We start from the raw sequence: 18,960 nt of genomic DNA, 5'->3' as shown, positions 1-18,960 counted from the left end.
ACACGGCTCCGGCACCGGCATGCGCAGGGGGCGCCCTTCCGGTGGAAGAGCGCCCCCCGCGGTGTACGGACCGGGTCAGCCCATGAACTTCTTGAACTCGTCCGGCAGCTCGAAGTCCTGGGCGCCCTGCTGCGGCAGCCCGAAGGCGTTCCCGCCCTGCGCGGCGGCGGCCTCGCGGCGCTGGGCCTCCTCCAGCTCCTGCTGCCTGCGCTTCATCGGGTTGCCGGAGCGCTGCTTGCCCTTGGCCTTCTTCTGCTGCTTCTTCTGCCGGCCGGGCCCGCCGCCCATGCCCGGGATCCCCGGCATGCCCGGCATACCGCCGCCCTGCGCCATGCGCGACATCATCTTGCGGGCCTCGAAGAACCGGTCGACCAGGTTCTTCACCGCGCTGACCTCGACACCGGAACCCCGCGCGATACGGGCGCGGCGGGAGCCGTTGATGATCGTCGGGTCCTGCCGCTCGGCCGGGGTCATCGACTTGATGATCGCGGCGGTGCGGTCGACGTCCCGCTCGTCCAGGTTGGCGATCTGGTCCTTGATCTGGCCCATGCCCGGGAGCATGCCGAGCAGCTTGCTGATGCTGCCCATCTTCCTGACCTGTTCCATCTGGGACAGGAAGTCGTCCAGGGTGAAGTCCTGGCCCTTCTTGGACGCCAGCTTCGAGGCCATCTTCTGGGCCTCTTCCTGGCTGAACGTCTTCTCCGCCTGCTCGATCAGGGTGAGCAGGTCACCCATGTCGAGGATGCGGGAGGCCATCCGGTCCGGGTGGAACGCGTCGAACTCGTCCAGCTTCTCGCCGTTCGACGCGAACATGATCGGCTTGCCGGTGATCTGCCGGATGGACAGGGCGGCACCACCGCGGGCGTCGCCGTCCAGCTTGGAGAGCACCACGCCGTCGAAGCCGACGCCGTCACGGAACGCCTCGGCCGTGTTGACGGCGTCCTGGCCGATCATGGCGTCGACGACGAAGAGGATCTCGTCCGGCGAGACCGCGTCGCGGATGTCCGCGGCCTGCTGCATCATCTCGGCGTCGATGCCGAGGCGGCCGGCGGTGTCCACGATCACGATGTCGTGGACCTTGGACTTCGCGAAGTCGATGGAGTCCTTGGCGACCTTGACCGGGTCGCCGACGCCGTTGCCCGGCTCCGGCGCGTACACCGCGACGCCGGCGCGCTCGGCGACGACGCTGAGCTGGTTGACCGCGTTCGGGCGCTGGAGGTCGCAGGCGACCAGCAGCGGGGAGTGGCCCTGCTCCTTGAGCCACTTGCCCAGCTTGCCCGCGAGGGTGGTCTTGCCGGCGCCCTGGAGACCGGCCAGCATGATCACGGTGGGCGGCTGCTTGGCGAAGCGGAGCCGGCGGGTCTCGCCGCCGAGGATGGTGACCAGCTCGTCGTTGACGATCTTGAGGACCTGCTGGCCGGGGTTGAGGGCCTTGGAGACCTCGACGCCGAGGCACCGCTCCTTGACGTTCTTGATGAACGTGCGGACCACGGGCAGGGCGACGTCGGCCTCGAGAAGCGCGATGCGGATCTCGCGCGCCGTGGCGTCGATGTCCGCTTCGCTCAGCCGGCCTTTCCCGCGGAGGTTTTTGAAAGTCGCGCTGAGGCGGTCGGAGAGAGTATCGAACACGGCGGCTTCGGTCCTCGGAGTCGGGGGCGGTCTGAGCGTCTTCCAGGGTATCCGGCCCGGCAAGGCGACGGTTCCCGCCCGCCGCATTCGGCGGACGGGTCCCGCCCCGGCGACCGCCGGGACCACAGCGGGCCGGCGGCGGCCGGGGCCCGGGCGTCACGCCCGCAGCGTCTCCTCCAGCGCGCCCGCCAAGGTGCCCGCGTCCCCGGTGGGCAGGGGGGCGCCCGTGCCCGTCGTGACGTAGAAGGCGTCGACCGCGTTGGAGCCCAGGGTCGACACGTGCATGCTCCGCACCCGCACGCCCGCCTTGTCCAGGGCCGTGCCGATGCGGTGGAGCAGGCCCGGCGCGTCCTGGGCGCGGACCTCGATCACCGTGGCGTGGCGGGAGGCGGCCGGGGCCACCGTGACGCGGGGCGGCGGGGCGGTCCAGCCGCGGCGGCGCGGGTAGGCCGCGTCCCGTTCGGCGAGCCGTCCGGCGATGTCCAGGGAGCCGTCCAGGGCGCGCACGAGGTCGGTGCGCAGCCGGGCGGCCTGGGGCAGGGAGCCGTACTCGGCGGCGACCCGCCAGTTCAGCAGGAGGATCGCGCCGTCGTCGTCCACGTCCTCGGGCAGCGGCACGGCGCGCAGCTCCGCGGTGCGGACGGTGAGGCGGTGCACGGCGAGGACGCCGGCCACGGCGGGCAGGACGCCCGGCTGGTCGGGTACGGCGATGAGGAGTTCGACGCCGAGCGGTTCCGGGTCGCCGGGCTGTTCCGCGCCGGCCGCGGGTTCGGTCTGGGCGCGCAGCGCGAGGACGGGGCCGCCGGTGCGGAAGGCCTCGATGGCGAGGCGCTCCTGCTCGGCGGTGGGCGCGGCGGGCTCGGGTTCCCCGGGCGCGTCGCCGGTGAGGACGGCGCGGACGCGGCGGACGAGGTCGGCGACGAGGGAGCCGCGCCAGGAGGACCAGGCGGCGGGGCCGGTGGCGAGGGCGTCGGCCTCGGTGAGGGCGTGCAGCAGTTCCAGGGTGCTCTGGCCGCCGACGGCTTCGGCGACCGCGCGGACGGTGGCCGGGTCGTCCAGGTCGCGGCGGGTGGCCGTCTCGACGAGGAGGAGGTGGTGGCGGACCAGCGTGGCGACGACGGTGACGTCGGCGCGGTCGAAGCCGATGCGCGCGGCGACGTCCCGGGCGATGATCTCGCCGGCCACCGAGTGGTCGCCGGGCCAGCCCTTGCCGATGTCGTGCAGCAGGGCTGCGACCAGGAGCAGGTCGGGGCGGCTGACGCGGCGGGCGAGTTCGGAGGCGCGCACGGCGGTCTCGATCAGGTGCCGGTCGACCGTCCAGAGGTGGACGGCGTTGCGCTGGGGCCGGCAGCGGACCCGTTCCCAGTCGGGCAGGAGGCGGCTGATCAGTCCCTCGGCCTCCAGGGCTTCCCAGACCTCGATGGTGGGGGCGCCGGAGCCGAGCAGGGTGACGAGCTGTTCCCGGGCCTCGGCGGGCCAGGGCGTGGGCAGCGGGCGCACGGTGGCGGCCATGCGCCGTACGGCGTGCAGGGAGAGCGGGAGGCCGGCCTGTGCGGCGGCGGCCGCGGCGCGCAGCGGGAGCACCGGGTCGCGTTCGGGGCGCGCGGCGCGGGCGAGCACCACCTCGCCGTCCTGTTCGACGACGCCCTCGGCCAGCGGGGAGCGTTCCGTCACGGGTTTGCCGCCGCCGAGCATGGCGCGCAGCCGCGGCCGGACGGCGCGCGAGCGCAGGACGCGCCCCACTTCGCGCCAGGTGACGTCGCTGGCGTACGCGATCACGCGCGCCGCTTCGTAGACCTGCCGCAGCAGGATGTCGGCGTCGAGCAGGCCAAGGGCGGCGGCCACCTGGTCCTGTTCCTGGAGGGCGAGCCGGTCGGTGGCGCGGCCGGTGGCCAGGTGCAGGGCGTCGCGGACGTCGAGCAGCCGGCGGCGGGCGTCGGCCAGGCCCTCGCGCGGGGCGTCGGCGAGCCAGGAGGCGGCGACGGCGCGCAGGGCGGTGGCGTCGCGGAGGCCGCCGCGGGCCTCCTTCAGGTCGGGTTCCAGCAGGTACTGCAGTTCGCCCTGGCGGGCGGCGCGCTCGGCGCACAGGTCGCGGAGTTCGGGCAGGCGCCTGGGGGCCTGGTTGCGCCAGTCGGCGAGGACGGCGGTGCGCAGCCCGGCGGTGAGGCCGAGGTCGCCGGCGAGGTGGCGGGCGTCCAGGAGGCCGAGGTGGACCTTCAGGTCCTCGGCGGCCGTCTTGCGGGCCTCGGCGGGGGTGCGGACGGAGTGGTCGAGGGAGATGCCGAGGTCCCAGACCGGGTACCAGAGCCGGTCGGCGAGGGCGGCGACCGCGGCGGGGTCGGAGCCGTCGTGCAGCAGGACCAGGTCGAGGTCGCTGCGCGGGGAGAGTTCCCCGCGGCCGTAGCCGCCGACGGCGACGAGCGAGACGCCGGCGGGGCCGCTCCGCCGCCCTCCGCCGTCCTGCCGCCCGGAGCGTTGCGCCGCCGTCCGCTCCCCCGCCGCCGCGCCGAACAGTCCCGCGAGCCAGTCGTCGGTCAGCCCGGCGAGGGCGGCACGGCGCGGCGGCCCGGACCGCGCCTCCTCGGTGAGGAGGCGCAGCCGCGCCGCCGCGTAGCCGCCGGGTCCCGAGTCCTGCGTCCCTGTGTGCCCATCCGTACCCGTCACCCGGCGACTCCTGTTCTGTTGCTACGGCTCAGAGCGCGTCCGGACCGCGCTCGCCGGTGCGGACCCGTACGGCGGTCTCCACCGGCAGGGACCACACCTTGCCGTCTCCGATCTTCCCGGTCCGGGCCGCCTTCACGATGACCTCGATCAGCTGCTCGGCGTCGTCGTCCTCGGCCAGCACCTCGACGCGGATCTTGGGGACGAGGTCGACGGTGTACTCGGCACCACGGTAGACCTCGGTGTGGCCGCGCTGGCGGCCGTAGCCGCTGGCCTCGGTCACGGTCAGTCCGTGGACGCCGAAGGCCTGGAGGGCCTCCTTGATCTCGTCGAGCCGGTGGGGCTTGACGACGGCGGTGATGAGCTTCACGCGTCCACCTTCCTGGTCTGCACGGCGGCCGGGGCCTGCGCGGCGGTCGTGACGACGCCGCCGCCGGCGCCGCTGAAGTCGTATGCGGTCTCGGCGTGCTGGGCCTGGTCGATACCGGAGATCTCCTCGTCCTCGGCGACCCGCATGCCGAGGGTCCTGTCGAGGAGGAAGGCGAGGACGGCGGAGACGACCAGCGAGTAGGCGAGGACGGCGAAGACGCCCGCGCACTGCTTCCACAGCTGGGTGAAGGAGTGGTCGCCGTAGAAGACGCCGGTGGCCGCGGACTGGCCCTTGCCGGTGGCGAAGAAGCCGATGAGCAGGGAGCCGAGGATGCCGCCGACCATGTGGACGCCGACGACGTCGAGGGAGTCGTCGTAGCCGAAGCGGAACTTCAGGCCGACGGCCGCGGCGCAGGCGACGCCGGCTATGGCGCCGACGGCGATGGCGCCGAGCGGGGAGACCGCGCCGCCGGACGGGGTGATGGCGACCAGGCCGGCGACCGCTCCGGAGGCGGCGCCCAGCGTGGTGCACGCGCCGTGCCGGATCTTCTCGTAGGCGAGCCAGGCCAGCATGGCGGCGGCGGTGGCGACCTGGGTGTTGACGAACATCAGCGCGCCCACGCCGTCGTCGTTGCCGAGCCAGGAGCCGGCGTTGAAGCCGAACCAGCCGAACCAGAGCAGACCGGCGCCGAGCATGACGAGCGGGAGGCTGTGCGGGCGCATCGGGTCCCGCTTGAAGCCGACGCGCTTGCCGATGACGAGGATGACGCCGAGCGCCGCGGCGCCGGCGTTGATGTGGACCGCCGTGCCGCCCGCGAAGTCGATCACGCCCAGCTTGTAGGCCCAGCCGTCGGCGCCCCACACCCAGTGGGCGACCGGGACGTAGACGACGGTGACCCACAGGGCGACGAAGAGCGCCCAGGCGGAGAACTTCACCCGGTCGGCGAGGGCGCCGCTGATCAGGGCCGGGGTGATGATCGCGAACATCAGCTGGAAGACCATGAAGACGAAGACCGGGATGGTGTAGCCGTCCCAGAGTTCGGTGAGGCCGATGTCGCTGAGGCCGATCCAGTGGGCGTTGTAGCCGAGGAGGCTGTTGCCGCTGCCGAAGGCGAGGGAGAAGCCGTAGAGCACCCACAGGATCGTGACGATCCCGAGGCTGATGAAGCTCATCATCAGCATGTTCAGGGTGCTCTTGACGCGGACCATGCCTCCGTAGAAGAAGGCCAGGCCCGGGGTCATGAGCATCACCAGGGCGGAGCAGATGAGCATGAAGCCGGTGTTGGCGGACGACAGTCTGGGTGTGTCCGCCGCAAGCATGATGGCTGGTGCCATCGGCGTCTCCTCGTCGGTTGGTACGGCCCCGTGCGGGCGGTGCGTGAGCGGTCCGGTCGGGGTGAGGGGTGGCCGGTTATGCGCCACGAGACTGACGCAGCGCGGTTTCGGTGGAGGCCCCTCGTTGTTTCGCCCGGGTGACGAAGGCGTCCTGCGTGTTACGCGTCGGTGAAGCGCCGGATACCGGGTCGCGCGATCGTTATCGTGGCGCAACCTCGCGCGGACGATGCCCGCGGCGGGGAACAGGCCGGCCGCGGCGGGCCTCTCGATGACCTGGCATGGGGGAGCCGAGTCGGGCAGTTCGGGAGGCCCGGCCGCGGCCGGGGTTCGGGGTGGTGCCGGATCAGCTCGCCTCGGCGGCCTCCGGCAGTTCGACGGCCAGCTTGTCGGAGAGATCGGCTACGACGGCGAGGTCGCCGTAGTCCCGCACGGCCGTGTCGACCGTCTTGCGGATACGGGTGTTCACCCGCTCGGAACGGACCCTCTTGGCGACCTCCATGGCCTGCGAGACGCACTGCGTGCCGCACTCGGGCTCGCGCTGGAGCAGGTGCACGGTGGCCATGCCGACCAGGTTGAGCGCGTACGACCGCTGGTGGTCGCCGTCCTTGGCGAACAGCTCCACGGACCGCCGCATCAGCGGCTCGGCCAGGGAGGCGTAGGTGGGGCTGCGGCCGGCGACATAGGCGAGGTCGCGGAAGGAATGGGAGGTCTCGCCGTACAGCTCGGCCTCGGAGAAGAAGCGGATCCAGTCGGGGTCCGGCTCGTCCCACTCACCGGCCTCGGCGAAGGTGTCCTCGGCCATGCGGACGGCGCGTTTGGTCTTGGCGGGCTGGCCCATGTTGGCGTACGCGCGGGCCTCCATCGCATACAGCATGGACTGGGTGCGCGGGCTCGCGCAGTCACGGCTGCCGTACTGGGCGAGGTGGATCAGCTCCAGGGCGTCCTCGGGCCGGCCGAGGTGGATCATCTGGCGGCTCATGCTGGACAGGACGTACGACCCGAGCGGCTTGTCGCCGGCTTCCTTGGCCGCGTGCAGGGCGAGCACGAAGTACTTCTGGGCGGTGGGCTGGAGACCGACGTCGTACGACATCCAGCCGGCCAGTTCGGCCAGTTCGGCGGCGATCTGGAACAGCTTGCGGGTGGTGGCCCCGGGCTGGGGTTCCTGGAGCAGGTCGGTGACCTCGTGCAGCTGGCCGACGACCGCCTTGCGGCGCAGTCCGCCGCCGCACTGGGCGTCCCACAGGCGGAACATCCGCGTGGTGGACTCCAGCAGGTCCAGCTCGGGCCCGGACAGCCGGCCGGGCCTGCGCGGGTCCGGCGCGGGCTCGGGCCCGGCCTGGGCCGCGGCGGCCTGGGCGGGCACGAGCCAGCGCTGCATGGGCTCGATGAGCGAGGGGCCGGCGGACAGGGCGAGCGAGGCGCCGAGGAAGCCGCGCCGGGCGAGCATCAGGTCGCTGCGGGAGAACTCGCCGAGCAGGGCGACGGTCTGCGGGCCGGTCCACGGCAGGTCGACCCCGGAGGCGGCGGGCGGCTGGCGGGCGGCGCGCAGACCGAGGTCCTCGATGGAGACCACGCAGCCGAAGCGCTCCGAGAACAGCTCCGAGAGGATGCGCGGGATCGGTTCGCGCGGGTTCTCCCCGTCCAGCCAGCGGCGCACCCGCGAGGTGTCGGTGGAGATGTGGTGGGCACCCAACTGGCGTGCCCGGCGGTTGACTTGGCGGGCCAGCTCACCCTTGGACCAGCCGCTGCGCACGAACCACGAGCCGAGCAGCTCGTTGGGGCGCTTGTCAGCGTTCGTCCCGCCTCCGCCGTTGCCGCCCACTGGAACGCCCCCATTTCTGAGACCACTTGTCGCCTGTGCGCTGCCGCCGGTACCCAAGCCCTATCAGCATGCCGGTGCCTACGGCCTTCCGTCCGCCGGTTCTCACCCTTCGAACGCGCCGGCGGCTTGCCTCCGGCATACCCACGGGTGCACGCACCCCCAGGACTCGCACACTCAGAGTAACCCCACGATTACCCATCAACCACCTGCATCACGGAAACGCCACCATTCGCCACCCCTTCGAATGAACTCACGACCAGCCAGGCGCGATTGACTTGACAGAGAGCGAGCGGACGTCGGCGGACTGAGGCATACAGGGGCGCACGGTTCCGGATGTGCCACCCCGAACGCTTCAAGGCGCCGCCTTGATCACGGGCCACTCGGGCAGGCGGAGCCGTAGCGTTACGTTCCGCTTCCGTCTCGTTCCGTGTCGTAACCACCGGCGCGCACGACCCGTTGGAGGGGGCATGGGCTTCACGATCGGCGGCATCCGCGAGATCCGTTCCGGCACGCGCCGGCGCGGGCGGGCGGCGGAGGTCACCGCCGTCGCCGAGTTCACCGGGCTGTGGGGCTGGGACGTGCTGCCGGGGGCGCGGGCCGCCGGGGGCGTCTGCTCGTGCGGGCGCGCCGGCTGCCCGGAGCCGGGCGCGCATCCGCTGGAGTTCGCGCCGGCGGTCCCGGCCGGGGCCACGCTGGACGAGGTGAGCAAGGTCTGGTCCGAGTTCCCGGGCGCCTCGGTGATGCTGCCGGCCGGCCAGGCGTTCGACGCCGTCGAGGTCTCGGAGACGGCCGGCCGCCGCGCCCTGGTCCGGCTGGAGCGGATGGGTCTGCCGCTCGGTCCGGTCACCGCCGGCCCGGACGGCCGCGTCCACTTCTTCGTCGCCCCCGGCGCCGCCGCCGAGCTGCCCCGGCTGCTCTACCGCATGGGCTGGGACGACCCGGCCGCGCTGGACCTGCGCGGCCTCGGCCCCGGCGCGTACCTCACCGCGCCACCGTCCGACCGGGGCGGCCTGGGCCCGGTGCGCTGGCTGCGCCCGCCCGCGCTGGACTCGGCGACCCGGCCGCCGCCGGCCCGGCTGCTGCTGGGCACCCTGGCGTACGTGGCCCACCGGTCCCGCAGCCGGGACTGAGCGGCCGGGGGCGGGCGCCGGGGGCCGTTGACCGGACGGCGGCGCGGGGCCGGTGACGTCGGCGGGACGGCCGGACGGCCGCTGCGGTCGGGGTGGGCGCCGTAGGGGAGAGGCGTGGTGCGTGCGGGAAGCGGGCCGCCGCGCGCGAAGCGCCGTGACACGAAAGCGCCCGCCGCCTCGGATGCGAGGGGGCGGGCGCTTTTCCGGTGTCCGGCCGGCGGGTCCGGTCAGCGGGTCCGGTCAGTCGCCGATCAGGGCGTCCACGAACGCCTCCGGTTCGAACGGCGCGAGGTCGTCCGCGCCCTCGCCGAGTCCGATCAGCTTCACCGGCACGCCCAGCTCGCGCTGGACCGCGATCACGATGCCGCCCTTCGCCGTACCGTCCAGCTTGGTCAGCACGATGCCGGTGATGTCCACGACCTCGGCGAAGACACGGGCCTGCACCAGGCCGTTCTGACCGGTGGTGGCGTCCAGGACGAGCAGCACCTCGTCCAGCGGCGCGTGCTTCTCGACCACGCGCTTGACCTTGCCCAGCTCGTCCATGAGGCCGGTCTTGGTGTGCAGCCGCCCGGCGGTGTCGATGAGGACCACGTCGACCCCCATCTCCTTGCCCTCCTTCACCGCGTCGAACGCCACGGAGGCGGGATCGCCGGCCTCGGGGCCGCGCACGGTGTGGGCGCCGACGCGCTCGCCCCAGGTCTGGAGCTGGTCGGCGGCGGCGGCCCGGAAGGTGTCGGCGGCGCCCAGCACGACGCTGCGGCCGTCGGCCACCAGGACCCGGGCCAGCTTGCCGGTGGTGGTGGTCTTGCCGGTGCCGTTGACGCCGACGACCATCACGATGCCGGGCTTGCGGCCCTCGGGCTCGGTGCGCACCGCGCGGTCGACGTCGGTGCCGACCAGGTGGAGGAGTTCCTCGCGGAGCAGGGCCCGCAGCTCCTCCGGGGTGCGGGTGCCGAGCACCCGGACGCGTTCGCGCAGGCGCTCGACCAGTTCCTGGGTGGGCTGCACGCCGACGTCGGCGGTGAGCAGCGTGTCCTCGACCTCCTCCCAGGTGTCCTCGTCGAGGTGCTCGCGGGACAGCAGCGTGAGCAGGCCCTTGCCCAGGGCGTTCTGCGAGCGGGACAGGCGGGCGCGCAGCCGGATCAGCCGGCCTGCGGTGGGCTCCGGGATCTCGATCTCGGGAGCCTCGACAACGGGGGGCTCCTCTACGACGACCGGTGCGGGGCCGCCAGGGAGATCCACCTCCTCGATCGTCCGGCGCGGTTCGTCGCGCGGCGTCTCGGCCTCGTCGCCGACATGCGGCTCGGCCGGGGGCGCGGTGATGTCGGGCGCCTTCGGGGGCGGCGGGGGCAGCGGCTTCCGGCGCCGGCTGCCCACGATCAGCCCGCCGAGCGCGCCGAGCACGACCACGGCGATGACTACAGCAAGGATGACGGTTTCCATAACCCGACCAGTATCGGCCATGGGGTCCGCCGGGGGCCCGTTTGTGGCTTCCTCTGAGAGACAAACGCCACGTAAGGCGAGGACTCGGAGCAAAGTACGATGGTGGCACGTCTGTCCACGCGCGTAGAGTCCCCACGTCCCCCTGTCCCCCCATGTCTGGCACCTCTTTCATGAGCACATCCGTCGAGACCGAAGGCGCTCTCGAGACCCGCGGCATCGAGCAGGTCCCCGACCACGAGCGCACCGGGCGCGCCCGCGAGCTGTTCCCCACGTGGGTCGGCGCCAACATCAGCGTGCTGCTGCTGACCATGGGCGCGAGCCTGGTCGTGGCGTATCACCTCGACATCTGGCAGGCCCTGGTCGTCGCCGTGGCCGCGCCGGTCGTGTCGTACGGCCTCGTCGGTCTGATCGGCATCGCGGGCAAGCGGGGCGGCGCGCCCGGCATGGCGCTGTCGCGCGCGGTCTTCGGACAGCGCGGCAATCTGCTGCCCGGTTCGCTGATCTGGGTCGCGCGCTGGGGCTGGGAGACGATCAACGCGGTGACCGGCGCGTACGCGCTGCTCACCATCCTGGACATCCTGTTCGGCATCAAGGCGAACAGCGTGCTGGACATGGTGACGCTGCTGGTGTTCGTGGTCGCGACGTTCGCGATCTCCGGGCTCGGCATCAACGCCGTGCAGAAGTGCAACAAGTACGCGACCTACCTCTTCGGGCTCTTCTCGGTGCTGGTGCTGGGCTATCTGGTGGCGAACACCGACTGGTCCGAGGTGCTGGACCACAGCGCCGGGTCGACGGCCGCGGTGATCACCGGCATCGGCATGATCGCGGCGGGCGGTGTCAGCTGGATCCCGACCGCGCCGGACTTCACCCGCTACCTGCCGCGTACGGCGTCCTCGAAGACGATCGTGGGTACGGCGGTGGGCGGCGCCGGTGTCGTCGTGCTGCCGATGGTGCTGATGGGCGCGGTGATGGCGGTCTCCACGCCGGACCTGGCCTCGGCGAGCGACCCTGTGTCGTTCCTGGGCGAGATCCTGCCGACGTGGATCGCGGTGCCGTACCTGTTCATCGCGCTCATCGGCATGCTGCTGATCAACTCGATGTCGATGTACTCGGCGGGCTTCACCGCGCAGACGCTCGGCTTCAAGGTGCCGCGGCACTGGGCGGTCTCGGTCAACGCGGTGATCTCGCTGGCCTTCGGCGGCGTGCTGATGCTCGTGGCCACCAGCTTCATGGGCTCCTTCATCGCCTTCCTGTCGCTGCTGGCGGTCGCCTTCTCGGCGTGGGTGGGCGTGTTCGGCGCGGACATGCTGCGGCGCACGGAGTACGACGGCCGGGCCATGGCCGACACCACGCGCACCAGCGCCTACTGGTACCGCGGCGGCTTCTCCCCCGCGGCCGTGGCCGCCTGGGCCGCCGGTCTGGTGGCGGGGCTGATGTTCACCACGTCCGACTGGTTCACCGGCCCGCTGGCGACGAACAACGTGATCGGCGAGTATGGCCTCGGCTGGGTCGCGACCATCGTGATCTCGGGCGTGCTGTACCTGGTGCTGCCCAAGCCGGCGGTCACACCGGCCCCGGCCGCCGACCCCGCGGACCGCCCGGCGCCCGCCGGCGTCTGACCTGGACCACCCCTGCCGTCCCCCTCCACCGAGCCACACCGGAGGGGGACGCCGCACACCCAGGCAGTCCACGACGCCCCCGAGACCCACGCCCTACCTGGCGGCGCGTGGCGGCAGCGACGCGGCCGGCTGCCCGCCCCGGCCGAACGGGACCCACGCTGATCGCCCGCCGCGACTGGCCGGGCGGCCGGGCGGCCCAACTCCCCACCGCCCCGAGGACTACTCCTGCCCGGCGGCGCGTGGCGGCGATACGACATGCTCCCCAGCCCCGGCCGGACGGCGCCGGCGCTGACCGCCCGCCGCGATCGGCCAGCCTCGGCCCCCACACGCCCTGCCCGGCGGCGCGTGGCGGCGCGTGGCGGCGCGTGGCGGCGGTACGACCGGTTCCACGACCCCGGCCGAACGGTGCCAGGGCTGACCGCCCGCCGCGACCGGCCGGGCGGCCAAACTCCCCACCACCCCGAGGACTGCACTCTGCCCAGCGGCGCGTGGCGCCGGTACGACCGGTGCCCCGGCCCGGCCGGACGGTGCCGGCGCTGACCGCCCGCCGCGACCGGCCGGGCGACCGGGCTCGCCCAGCACTAGGCCCTGCCCGACGCCACCCGGCAGTGACACGACCGGCCCACCGATGGGCAACGGCCTTCGACCGGTTCACCGGGCACGGCACCGGGAGCTGCACGCCGCCGCCGGCCGCCGAGACGCCGCCGACGCACCCGGCACCGCACCGGGCGACCGGGCTCGGCCACCACTACGCCCTGCCCCACGCCACCCGGCGGTGACGCGACCGGCTCACCAGCGGGCAGCGGCCTTCGACGGGTTCACCGGGCACGGCACCCGGGCCGGGCGGGTACCCGCCGCCGCACCGCGCTCGAATCGGTGTCTGCGGGCGGCAAGGCGGGGGCCGGGCACCGGTCCCGTCGGCCGCCGGGGCCGCGCCGCCTGTGCGGCGAGCACCCGCCTCGTGAGAGCCGCGGGCGGCGCCTCCCGGGCCGCGGCGTGCTCTGGCGTGCCGGCCTCAGGCGCTCGTACTGGACCTACTCGGATCTGGGGTCACCGCGGGCGTGAATGGCGTCGCGCGGCAGATGGGAATGGTCAGACGGTCCCCAGGTCCGTGAGGGCGGCACCGGCGCCGGGAACCCACGCCGATCGCCCCGGCCGGTCGTGCACCGAGGCCGCCCCGGTAACTCCGGACCGGCACCCGCCCCCGCGGCCCCACAGCACGGCACCAGACACCGGCCCCTGGAACCCCGCCACCACACCGGCCGCGAGCCGAGTACGGCGGACCCTCGACGGCCGGACGCCTCCGCGAGTACGGCATCAGGTGTCAGACACCCGGCTCCCGAACCCGCCACGAGTCGAGTACGGCGGACAGCCACCGCAGCAAGCCGGGACCAGGCCCCTAACGGCCGGACGCCTCCGCAGCACGGCACCGGGCACCAGACACCGGAACTCCACCACCGCCCCTCCCCCAACCCCGGCGTAGCCGACGGCGGTGCGCGCCCGGTGCCGTAGTCGGTGGGCGGCCGCGGGGCCGCGGGCGGGGGTGGGCGTGGGCCGAGATCGCGGCGGGCCCGTTGGGCCGGGTACAACACCGCCGCCCCCGGTCCGGGCAGTGGCCGGGCCGGGGGCGGCGGAGGGTACGAGGAGAGGGGCAGCGGGGACTTGGCCCTTCTCCCCGAGTTCGGGGAGCCGCGTCGTGCGGGTCAGCCCATCTCCTCCAGGGACTTGCCCTTCGTCTCCTTGACGTACTTCAGGACGAACGGGATGGAGAGCGCGGCGAACACGGTGTAGATCACGTACGTGCCGGACAGGTTCCAGTCGGCCAGCGACGGGAAGCTGGCCGTGATGGCCCAGTTGGCGATCCACTGCGCGCAGGCGGCGACACCGAGGGCGGCGGCGCGGATCCTGTTCGGGAACATCTCGCCGAGGAAGACCCAGACCACCACGCCCCAGGACAGGGCGAAGAAGAGGACGAAGATGTGGGCGGCGATCAGGGCCACCCAGCCCTGGGTGGCCGGCAGCTTGCCGTCGACCAGGTGGTAGCTGAAGGCCCACGCCTCCAGCGCCAGGCCGACGACCATGCCGACGGAGCCGATGAGGGCCAGCGGTTTGCGGCCGACGCGGTCCACGAAGATCATCGCGATCACGGTGCCGACGATGTTGATGATCGAGGTCGTGAAGGAGTAGAAGAACGAGTCCGTCGGGTCGACGCCGACCGACTGCCACAGCGTCGAGGAGTAGTAGAACGCGACGTTGATGCCGACGAACTGCTGGAAGACCGACAGGCCGATACCGATCCAGACGATCGGCTTGAAGAAGAAGGAGCCGCCGAGCAGGTCCTTGAAGCTGGACTTGTGCTCGCTCTTCATCGCGTGCTCGATCTCGGCGACGCGGGCGTCGAGGTCGACTTCCTTGCCCTCGACCTCGGCGAGGATCGCGCGGGCGCGCTCACGCTTGCCGACGGAGAGCAGGAAGCGCGGGGACTCGGGGATCGCGAAGGACAGCATGCCGTAGAGGACGGCCGGGACGACCATCACGCCGAGCATGACCTGCCAGGCCTCCAGGCCCATCAGCTTGCCGCGCTGGTCGCCGCCGGCGGCGTTGAGCAGGCCCCAGTTCACGAGCTGGGAGACGGCGATGCCGACGACGATCGCGGCCTGCTGGAAGGAGCCGAGCCGGCCGCGGTAGGCGGGCGGGGCGACCTCGGCGATGTAGGCCGGGCCGATGACGGAGGCCATGCCGATGGCGAAGCCGCCGACGATGCGCCAGAAGGCGAGGTCCCACAGCGCGAAGGGCAGCGCGGAGCCGACGGCGCTGATGGTGAACAGGGCCGCGGCGATCTGCATGCAGCGGATACGGCCGATCCGGTCGGCTATCCGGCCGGCGGTGGCGGCGCCGATGGCACAGCCGATCAGCGCGATCGCGATCACCTGGGCGAGGGCCGCGGAGCCGACGTCGTAACGGCCGCGGATGGCCTCGACGGCGCCGTTGATCACGGAGCTGTCGTAGCCGAAGAGGAAGCCGCCCATGGCGGCAGCCGCCGCGATGAAGATGACGTGCCCGAGATGTTCGGGGTGAGCCGTTCTGGCTCCTGACTGAGGTGCCTGCGCTGTGCTGGTCACGGTGTAACTCCTCGGGCCACGGCAACGCTGCCGGGTGGGGGCGAGCCCTTCCAGGTCTCCAGTGGCGCATACGGAGGCGCCGCTTACACCTGAAGGTAAAAGCAACGTTGCAGAGACTATGCCTTCAAGTTTCGAAGTCAATAGTTCAACGACTGTGAGTTTTCAGATACGACTTAACGATCTGCGTTCAAGAACTGAACACCGAGTCAGATGATCTTGTAGGGGACGCGTAAAAGGCGCTAGCGCAGCCGCTGGGAGATGACCTTGGACACGCCGTCGCCCTGCATGGACACGCCGTAGAGCGCGTCCGCCACCTCCATGGTGCGCTTCTGGTGCGTGATCACAATGAGCTGCGAGGTCTCCTGGAGCTCCCGCATGATCCCGATCAGCCGCTGGAGGTTGGTGTCGTCGAGCGCGGCCTCGACCTCGTCCATGACGTAGAACGGACTCGGCCGGGCCTTGAAGATCGACACCAGCAGCGCCACCGCCGTCAGCGAGCGCTCGCCGCCCGAGAGCAGGGAGAGCCGTTTGACCTTCTTGCCCGGCGGACGCGCCTCCACGTCCACACCCGTGGTGAGCATGTCGTCCGGGTCGGTCAGCACGAGACGGCCCTCGCCGCCGGGGAACAGCCGGCCGAAGACGCCCTCGAACTCGCGGGCGGTGTCCCGGTAGGCCTCGGAGAACACCTGCTCCACGCGCTCGTCGACCTCCTTCACCACCTGGAGCAGGTCGGCGCGGGTCTTCTTCAGGTCCTCAAGCTGCTCGCTGAGGAACTGGTGGCGCTCCTCCAGCGCGGCGAACTCCTCCAGCGCCAGCGGATTGACCTTGCCGAGCTGCTGGTACGCCCGCTCGGCGGCCCTGAGCCGTTTCTCCTGCCCGGCGCGGTCGAAGGGACGGGGCTGGTGGCGCGGGTCCTCCGGGTCGTCCGGCAGCCGCTCGCCCTCGGCGGGGGGCGAGGGCGGCACGAGCCGGTGCGGACCGTACTCCGCCACCAGCCCCTCCGGTTCGACACCCAGTTCCTCCAGCGCCTTGGTCTCGAGCTGCTCGATGCGCAGCCGCTTCTCTGCTCCTAGTACCTCGCCGCGGTGAACCGAATCAGTCAACTTGTCGAGTTCTGCCTTCAGTTCACGGCCGGCCGTCCGCGCGGCGGTCAGCTCCCGCTCGCCCCGCGCCTTGGCGGCCTCGGCGGCGGCGCGCTCGCGTTCGGCGCGGCCGAGCGACACCTCCACGTGCGCGAGCAGCTGCCGGGCGCCGGAGGCGACGGCCCCGGCCACGGCCGCCTCGTGCCGCAGCCGGGCCCGGCGCTGCTCGGCGCGGGCGCGGGCCTCGCGTTCGGCGCGGGCCGCCCGGTCGAGCGCGTCGGCGCGGCCGGCGAGCCCCTTGACCCGCTCCTCGTGCGTACGGACCTGGAGCCGGGCCTCCATCTCGGTCTGCCGGGCGTTGGCCCCGTCGGCGGCGAGCCGGTCCCGCACCGAGGTGTCCGGCTCCTCGTCCACCGGCGCCTCCTCGGCCACGGCCAGCCGCTCGGCCAGCTCCTCGGCCTCCTGTACGGCCCTGTCCAGCGCCTCCTGGGCACGCGCCGCCGCCGCGGCGGACCGCTCGGCCTCGCCGGCGGCGGCCCGTGCCTGTCCGGCGAGCCGCCCGATCTGCTGGGCGACGGCCGACTTCTCGCGGTCGGCGGCGCGGCGCCGTTCGCCCAGCTCCTCGACGAGCGCCGCGGCCTCGGCGCGGCGCTGCGCCGCGGTCCGCTCCTCCTCGGCCAGCGCGGTGCAGCGGACCGCCAGCCCGGCCAGCTCGGCGGCGGCCTCGTCCACGGCGGCCCGGACCTCCAGCAGGCTGGGCGCGCCGGCGGAGCCGCCGTGCGCGAGGTGCGCGCCGAGCAGGTCGCCCTCGGCGGTGACGGCGGTCAGCTCTGGACGGGCGTAGACCAGGGCCTCGGCGTCCTTCAGGGTGTCCACCACGACGATGTCCGCCAGCAGCCGGCGTACGGCGGGCAGGAGGCCGGCGGGACCGCGGACGAGACCGGCGGCGAAGAGAGGGGCGCCGGGCGGGCGGGCGGCTGCCGCGTCGCCGCCTTCCTCCGCGCCCTCCCGGGGTGGTTCGGGAGCATCCGCCAGGAGCAGGGTCGCCCGGCCGCCGTCCTGTTTGCGCAGAAGGGTGATCGCCTCGGCCGCCGCCGCGGGGCTCGTCACGGCGAGGGCGTCGGCCGCCGCGCCGAAGGCCGCCGCCACGGGGATCTCGTAGCCCGGGGTGACCGTCAGCAGCTCCGCCGCCGGGCCGAGGACTCCGGTGAGCCGGTCCCGGGCGCCGAGCAGTATCCCGGTGCCGTCCTTGCGGCGCAGGCCCAGCGACAGCGTCTCGTGCCGGGCCTGGGTGGCGGCGCGCCGGCGTTCGGCGGCGCCGGCCGCCTCGCGGGCCGCGCCGAGGGCGGCCTCGGCATCGGCGAGCCGCCGCTTGGCGGCCTCGTGTTGTCCGGCCAGGTCGGCGTCGCCGGCGTCCAGGCCGTCGACCTCGGCCCGCAGGGTCTCGTACTCCTCCTGCGCCTGCTCCGCCCGCTGCCGGGCCTCGTCGCGGGCGGTGGCCAGCCGGTCGATCTCCGCCTGGGCGGAGGCGGCGCGCGAGCGGGCCGCGGCGGCCTGCCCGGACAGCCGGGCCAGGCCCTCCCGGCGGTCGGCGATGGCCCGGGCGGCGTCCTTCAGCCGGCGGTCCTCGGCGGACAGCTCGCGCTCCAGTTCCGCGCGGTGGGCGACGGTGTCGTCCAGGGCCCGCCGGGCCGCCTCCAGCGCGGCTTCCAGCTCGGCCTCCTGCTCGCGGACGCGGGCGGCCTCGCGCTCCAGGTCCTCGGGGTCCCGGCCGCGCCGTTCCTCGGGCGGGGCGGAGGTGGCGCTCTTGAGCCGGGCGTCGGCCAGCGAGACCGTGCCGCGGACCCGCTCGGCGAGCTGGGACAGCTCGTACCAGGTCTGCTGGGCGCGCGCCAGGCGCGGGCTGAGCCGGCGCACCTCGTCCTCCAGCCGGGCCTCGCGGTGCAGGGCCTGCTTCAGTGCCTGCTCGGCGCTCTCCTTGCGCTCCTTCAGGGCCGCCTCGTCGGCGATCTCGGCCCGGAGGGCTTCGCGCAGCCGTACGAGGTCGTCGGCCAGGAGCCGCAGCCGGGCGTCGCGGAGGTCGGCCTGGATGACGGCGGCCCGGCGGGCGACCGCCGCCTGCCGGCCCAGCGGTTTGAGCTGGCGGCGCAGTTCGCCGGTGAGGTCCTGCACGCGCGCGAGGTTGGCCTGCATCGCGTCCAGCTTGCGCAGCGCCTTTTCCTTGCGCCTGCGGTGCTTGAGGACTCCGGCCGCCTCCTCGATGAAGGCGCGGCGGCCCATGGGGTCGGCGTGCAGGACGGAGTCGAGCTGGCCCTGGCCGACGATGACGTGCATCTCGCGGCCGATGCCGGAGTCGGAGAGGAGTTCCTGGATGTCCAGCAGACGGCAGGTGTCGCCGTTGATCTGGTACTCGCTGCCGCCGTTGCGGAACATGATCCGCGTGAGGGTGACCTCGGCGTACTCGATGGGCAGGGCCCCGTCGGAGTTGTCGATGGTCAGGGACACCTCGGCGCGGCCGAGCGGCGGGCGGCCGGTGGTGCCGGCGAAGATGACGTCCTCCATCTTGCCGCCGCGCAGCGACTTGGCACCCTGCTCGCCCATGACCCAGCTGAGCGCGTCCACGACATTGGACTTGCCCGAGCCGTTCGGGCCGACGACACATGTGATGCCCGGTTCGAAGCGGAGCGTGGTCGCCGAGGCGAAGGACTTGAAACCACGCAGGGTCAGGGCCTTGAGGTGCACGCCGCC

General features: G+C 73.2%; 10 protein-coding genes. 2 read left to right on the top strand and 8 right to left on the bottom strand.

Features of this window, described 5'->3' with window-relative positions; all coding sequences use genetic code 11:
• Positions 1 to 75: 75 nt before the first annotated feature.
• The 5 genes from ffh to ACH4OA_RS21760 form a co-directional block, all read right to left on the bottom strand.
• Positions 76 to 1,629 (bottom strand): signal recognition particle protein, encoded by a 1,554-nt coding sequence (ffh, locus tag ACH4OA_RS21780; protein WP_365872021.1) that lies wholly within the window; start codon positions 1,627 to 1,629, stop codon positions 76 to 78.
• 156 nt (positions 1,630 to 1,785) lie between these two features.
• On the bottom strand, positions 1,786 to 4,293 hold the full coding sequence (locus tag ACH4OA_RS21775) for a [protein-PII] uridylyltransferase (protein ID WP_397970242.1): 2,508 nt from the start codon (positions 4,291 to 4,293) through the stop codon (positions 1,786 to 1,788).
• A gap of 28 nt (positions 4,294 to 4,321) precedes the next feature.
• Positions 4,322 to 4,660 carry a P-II family nitrogen regulator gene (locus ACH4OA_RS21770; protein WP_171152440.1) on the bottom strand — a complete coding sequence of 113 codons (339 nt, stop codon included), beginning with the start codon at positions 4,658 to 4,660 and terminating at the stop codon, positions 4,322 to 4,324.
• On the bottom strand, positions 4,657 to 5,994 hold the full coding sequence (locus ACH4OA_RS21765; RefSeq protein ID WP_365872017.1) for an ammonium transporter: 1,338 nt from the start codon (positions 5,992 to 5,994) through the stop codon (positions 4,657 to 4,659). Before ACH4OA_RS21765 ends, ACH4OA_RS21770 begins: the two co-directional genes overlap by 4 nt.
• A 343-nt stretch (positions 5,995 to 6,337) precedes the next feature.
• Entirely contained in the window at positions 6,338 to 7,816 is a 1,479-nt protein-coding gene (locus ACH4OA_RS21760) for a hypothetical protein (protein WP_397940413.1), read from the bottom strand.
• Positions 7,817 to 8,283: 467 nt separating this feature from the next.
• Between ACH4OA_RS21760 and ACH4OA_RS21755 the strand changes: the two genes are divergently transcribed.
• Positions 8,284 to 8,946 (top strand): bifunctional DNA primase/polymerase, encoded by a 663-nt coding sequence (locus ACH4OA_RS21755; RefSeq protein WP_397970240.1) that lies wholly within the window; start codon positions 8,284 to 8,286, stop codon positions 8,944 to 8,946.
• A gap of 240 nt (positions 8,947 to 9,186) precedes the next feature.
• Here ACH4OA_RS21755 and ftsY read toward each other — a convergent pair whose 3' ends face one another.
• Entirely contained in the window at positions 9,187 to 10,389 is a 1,203-nt protein-coding gene (gene ftsY / locus ACH4OA_RS21750) for a signal recognition particle-docking protein FtsY (RefSeq protein WP_365941725.1), read from the bottom strand.
• A gap of 170 nt (positions 10,390 to 10,559) precedes the next feature.
• On the opposite strand from ftsY, the gene ACH4OA_RS21745 reads away from it, so the two are divergent.
• Entirely contained in the window at positions 10,560 to 12,008 is a 1,449-nt protein-coding gene (locus ACH4OA_RS21745) for a cytosine permease (RefSeq protein ID WP_365883679.1), read from the top strand.
• 1,703 nt (positions 12,009 to 13,711) lie between these two features.
• Here ACH4OA_RS21745 and ACH4OA_RS21740 read toward each other — a convergent pair.
• Together ACH4OA_RS21740 and smc are read right to left on the bottom strand one after the other, a co-directional pair.
• Positions 13,712 to 15,130, bottom strand: a complete 1,419-nt coding sequence (locus ACH4OA_RS21740; RefSeq protein ID WP_365880971.1) for a sugar porter family MFS transporter — start codon at positions 15,128 to 15,130, stop codon at positions 13,712 to 13,714.
• A gap of 239 nt (positions 15,131 to 15,369) precedes the next feature.
• Positions 15,370 to 18,954, bottom strand: a complete 3,585-nt coding sequence (gene smc, locus ACH4OA_RS21735; protein ID WP_397970239.1) for a chromosome segregation protein SMC — start codon at positions 18,952 to 18,954, stop codon at positions 15,370 to 15,372.
• Between the last annotated feature and the right edge of the window lie 6 nt (positions 18,955 to 18,960).

The organism is Streptomyces sp. NPDC017095 (assembly GCF_044332325.1).
In the GTDB taxonomy this organism is placed as follows: domain Bacteria; phylum Actinomycetota; class Actinomycetes; order Streptomycetales; family Streptomycetaceae; genus Streptomyces.
The sequence above is the reverse complement of the archived record's forward strand: the minus strand, read 5'-3'. Positions and strand labels throughout refer to the sequence as shown.

Excerpts from the sequence above, each read along its gene's own strand:
- ACH4OA_RS21755 (WP_397970240.1), top strand. The coding sequence starts at position 8,284 with ATGGGCTTCACGATCGGCGGCATCCGCGAGATCCGTTCCGGCACGCGC.
- ftsY (WP_365941725.1), bottom strand. The coding sequence starts at position 10,389 with ATGGAAACCGTCATCCTTGCTGTAGTCATCGCCGTGGTCGTGCTCGGC.
- ACH4OA_RS21745 (WP_365883679.1), top strand. The coding sequence starts at position 10,560 with ATGAGCACATCCGTCGAGACCGAAGGCGCTCTCGAGACCCGCGGCATC.
- ACH4OA_RS21765 (WP_365872017.1), bottom strand. The coding sequence starts at position 5,994 with ATGGCACCAGCCATCATGCTTGCGGCGGACACACCCAGACTGTCGTCC.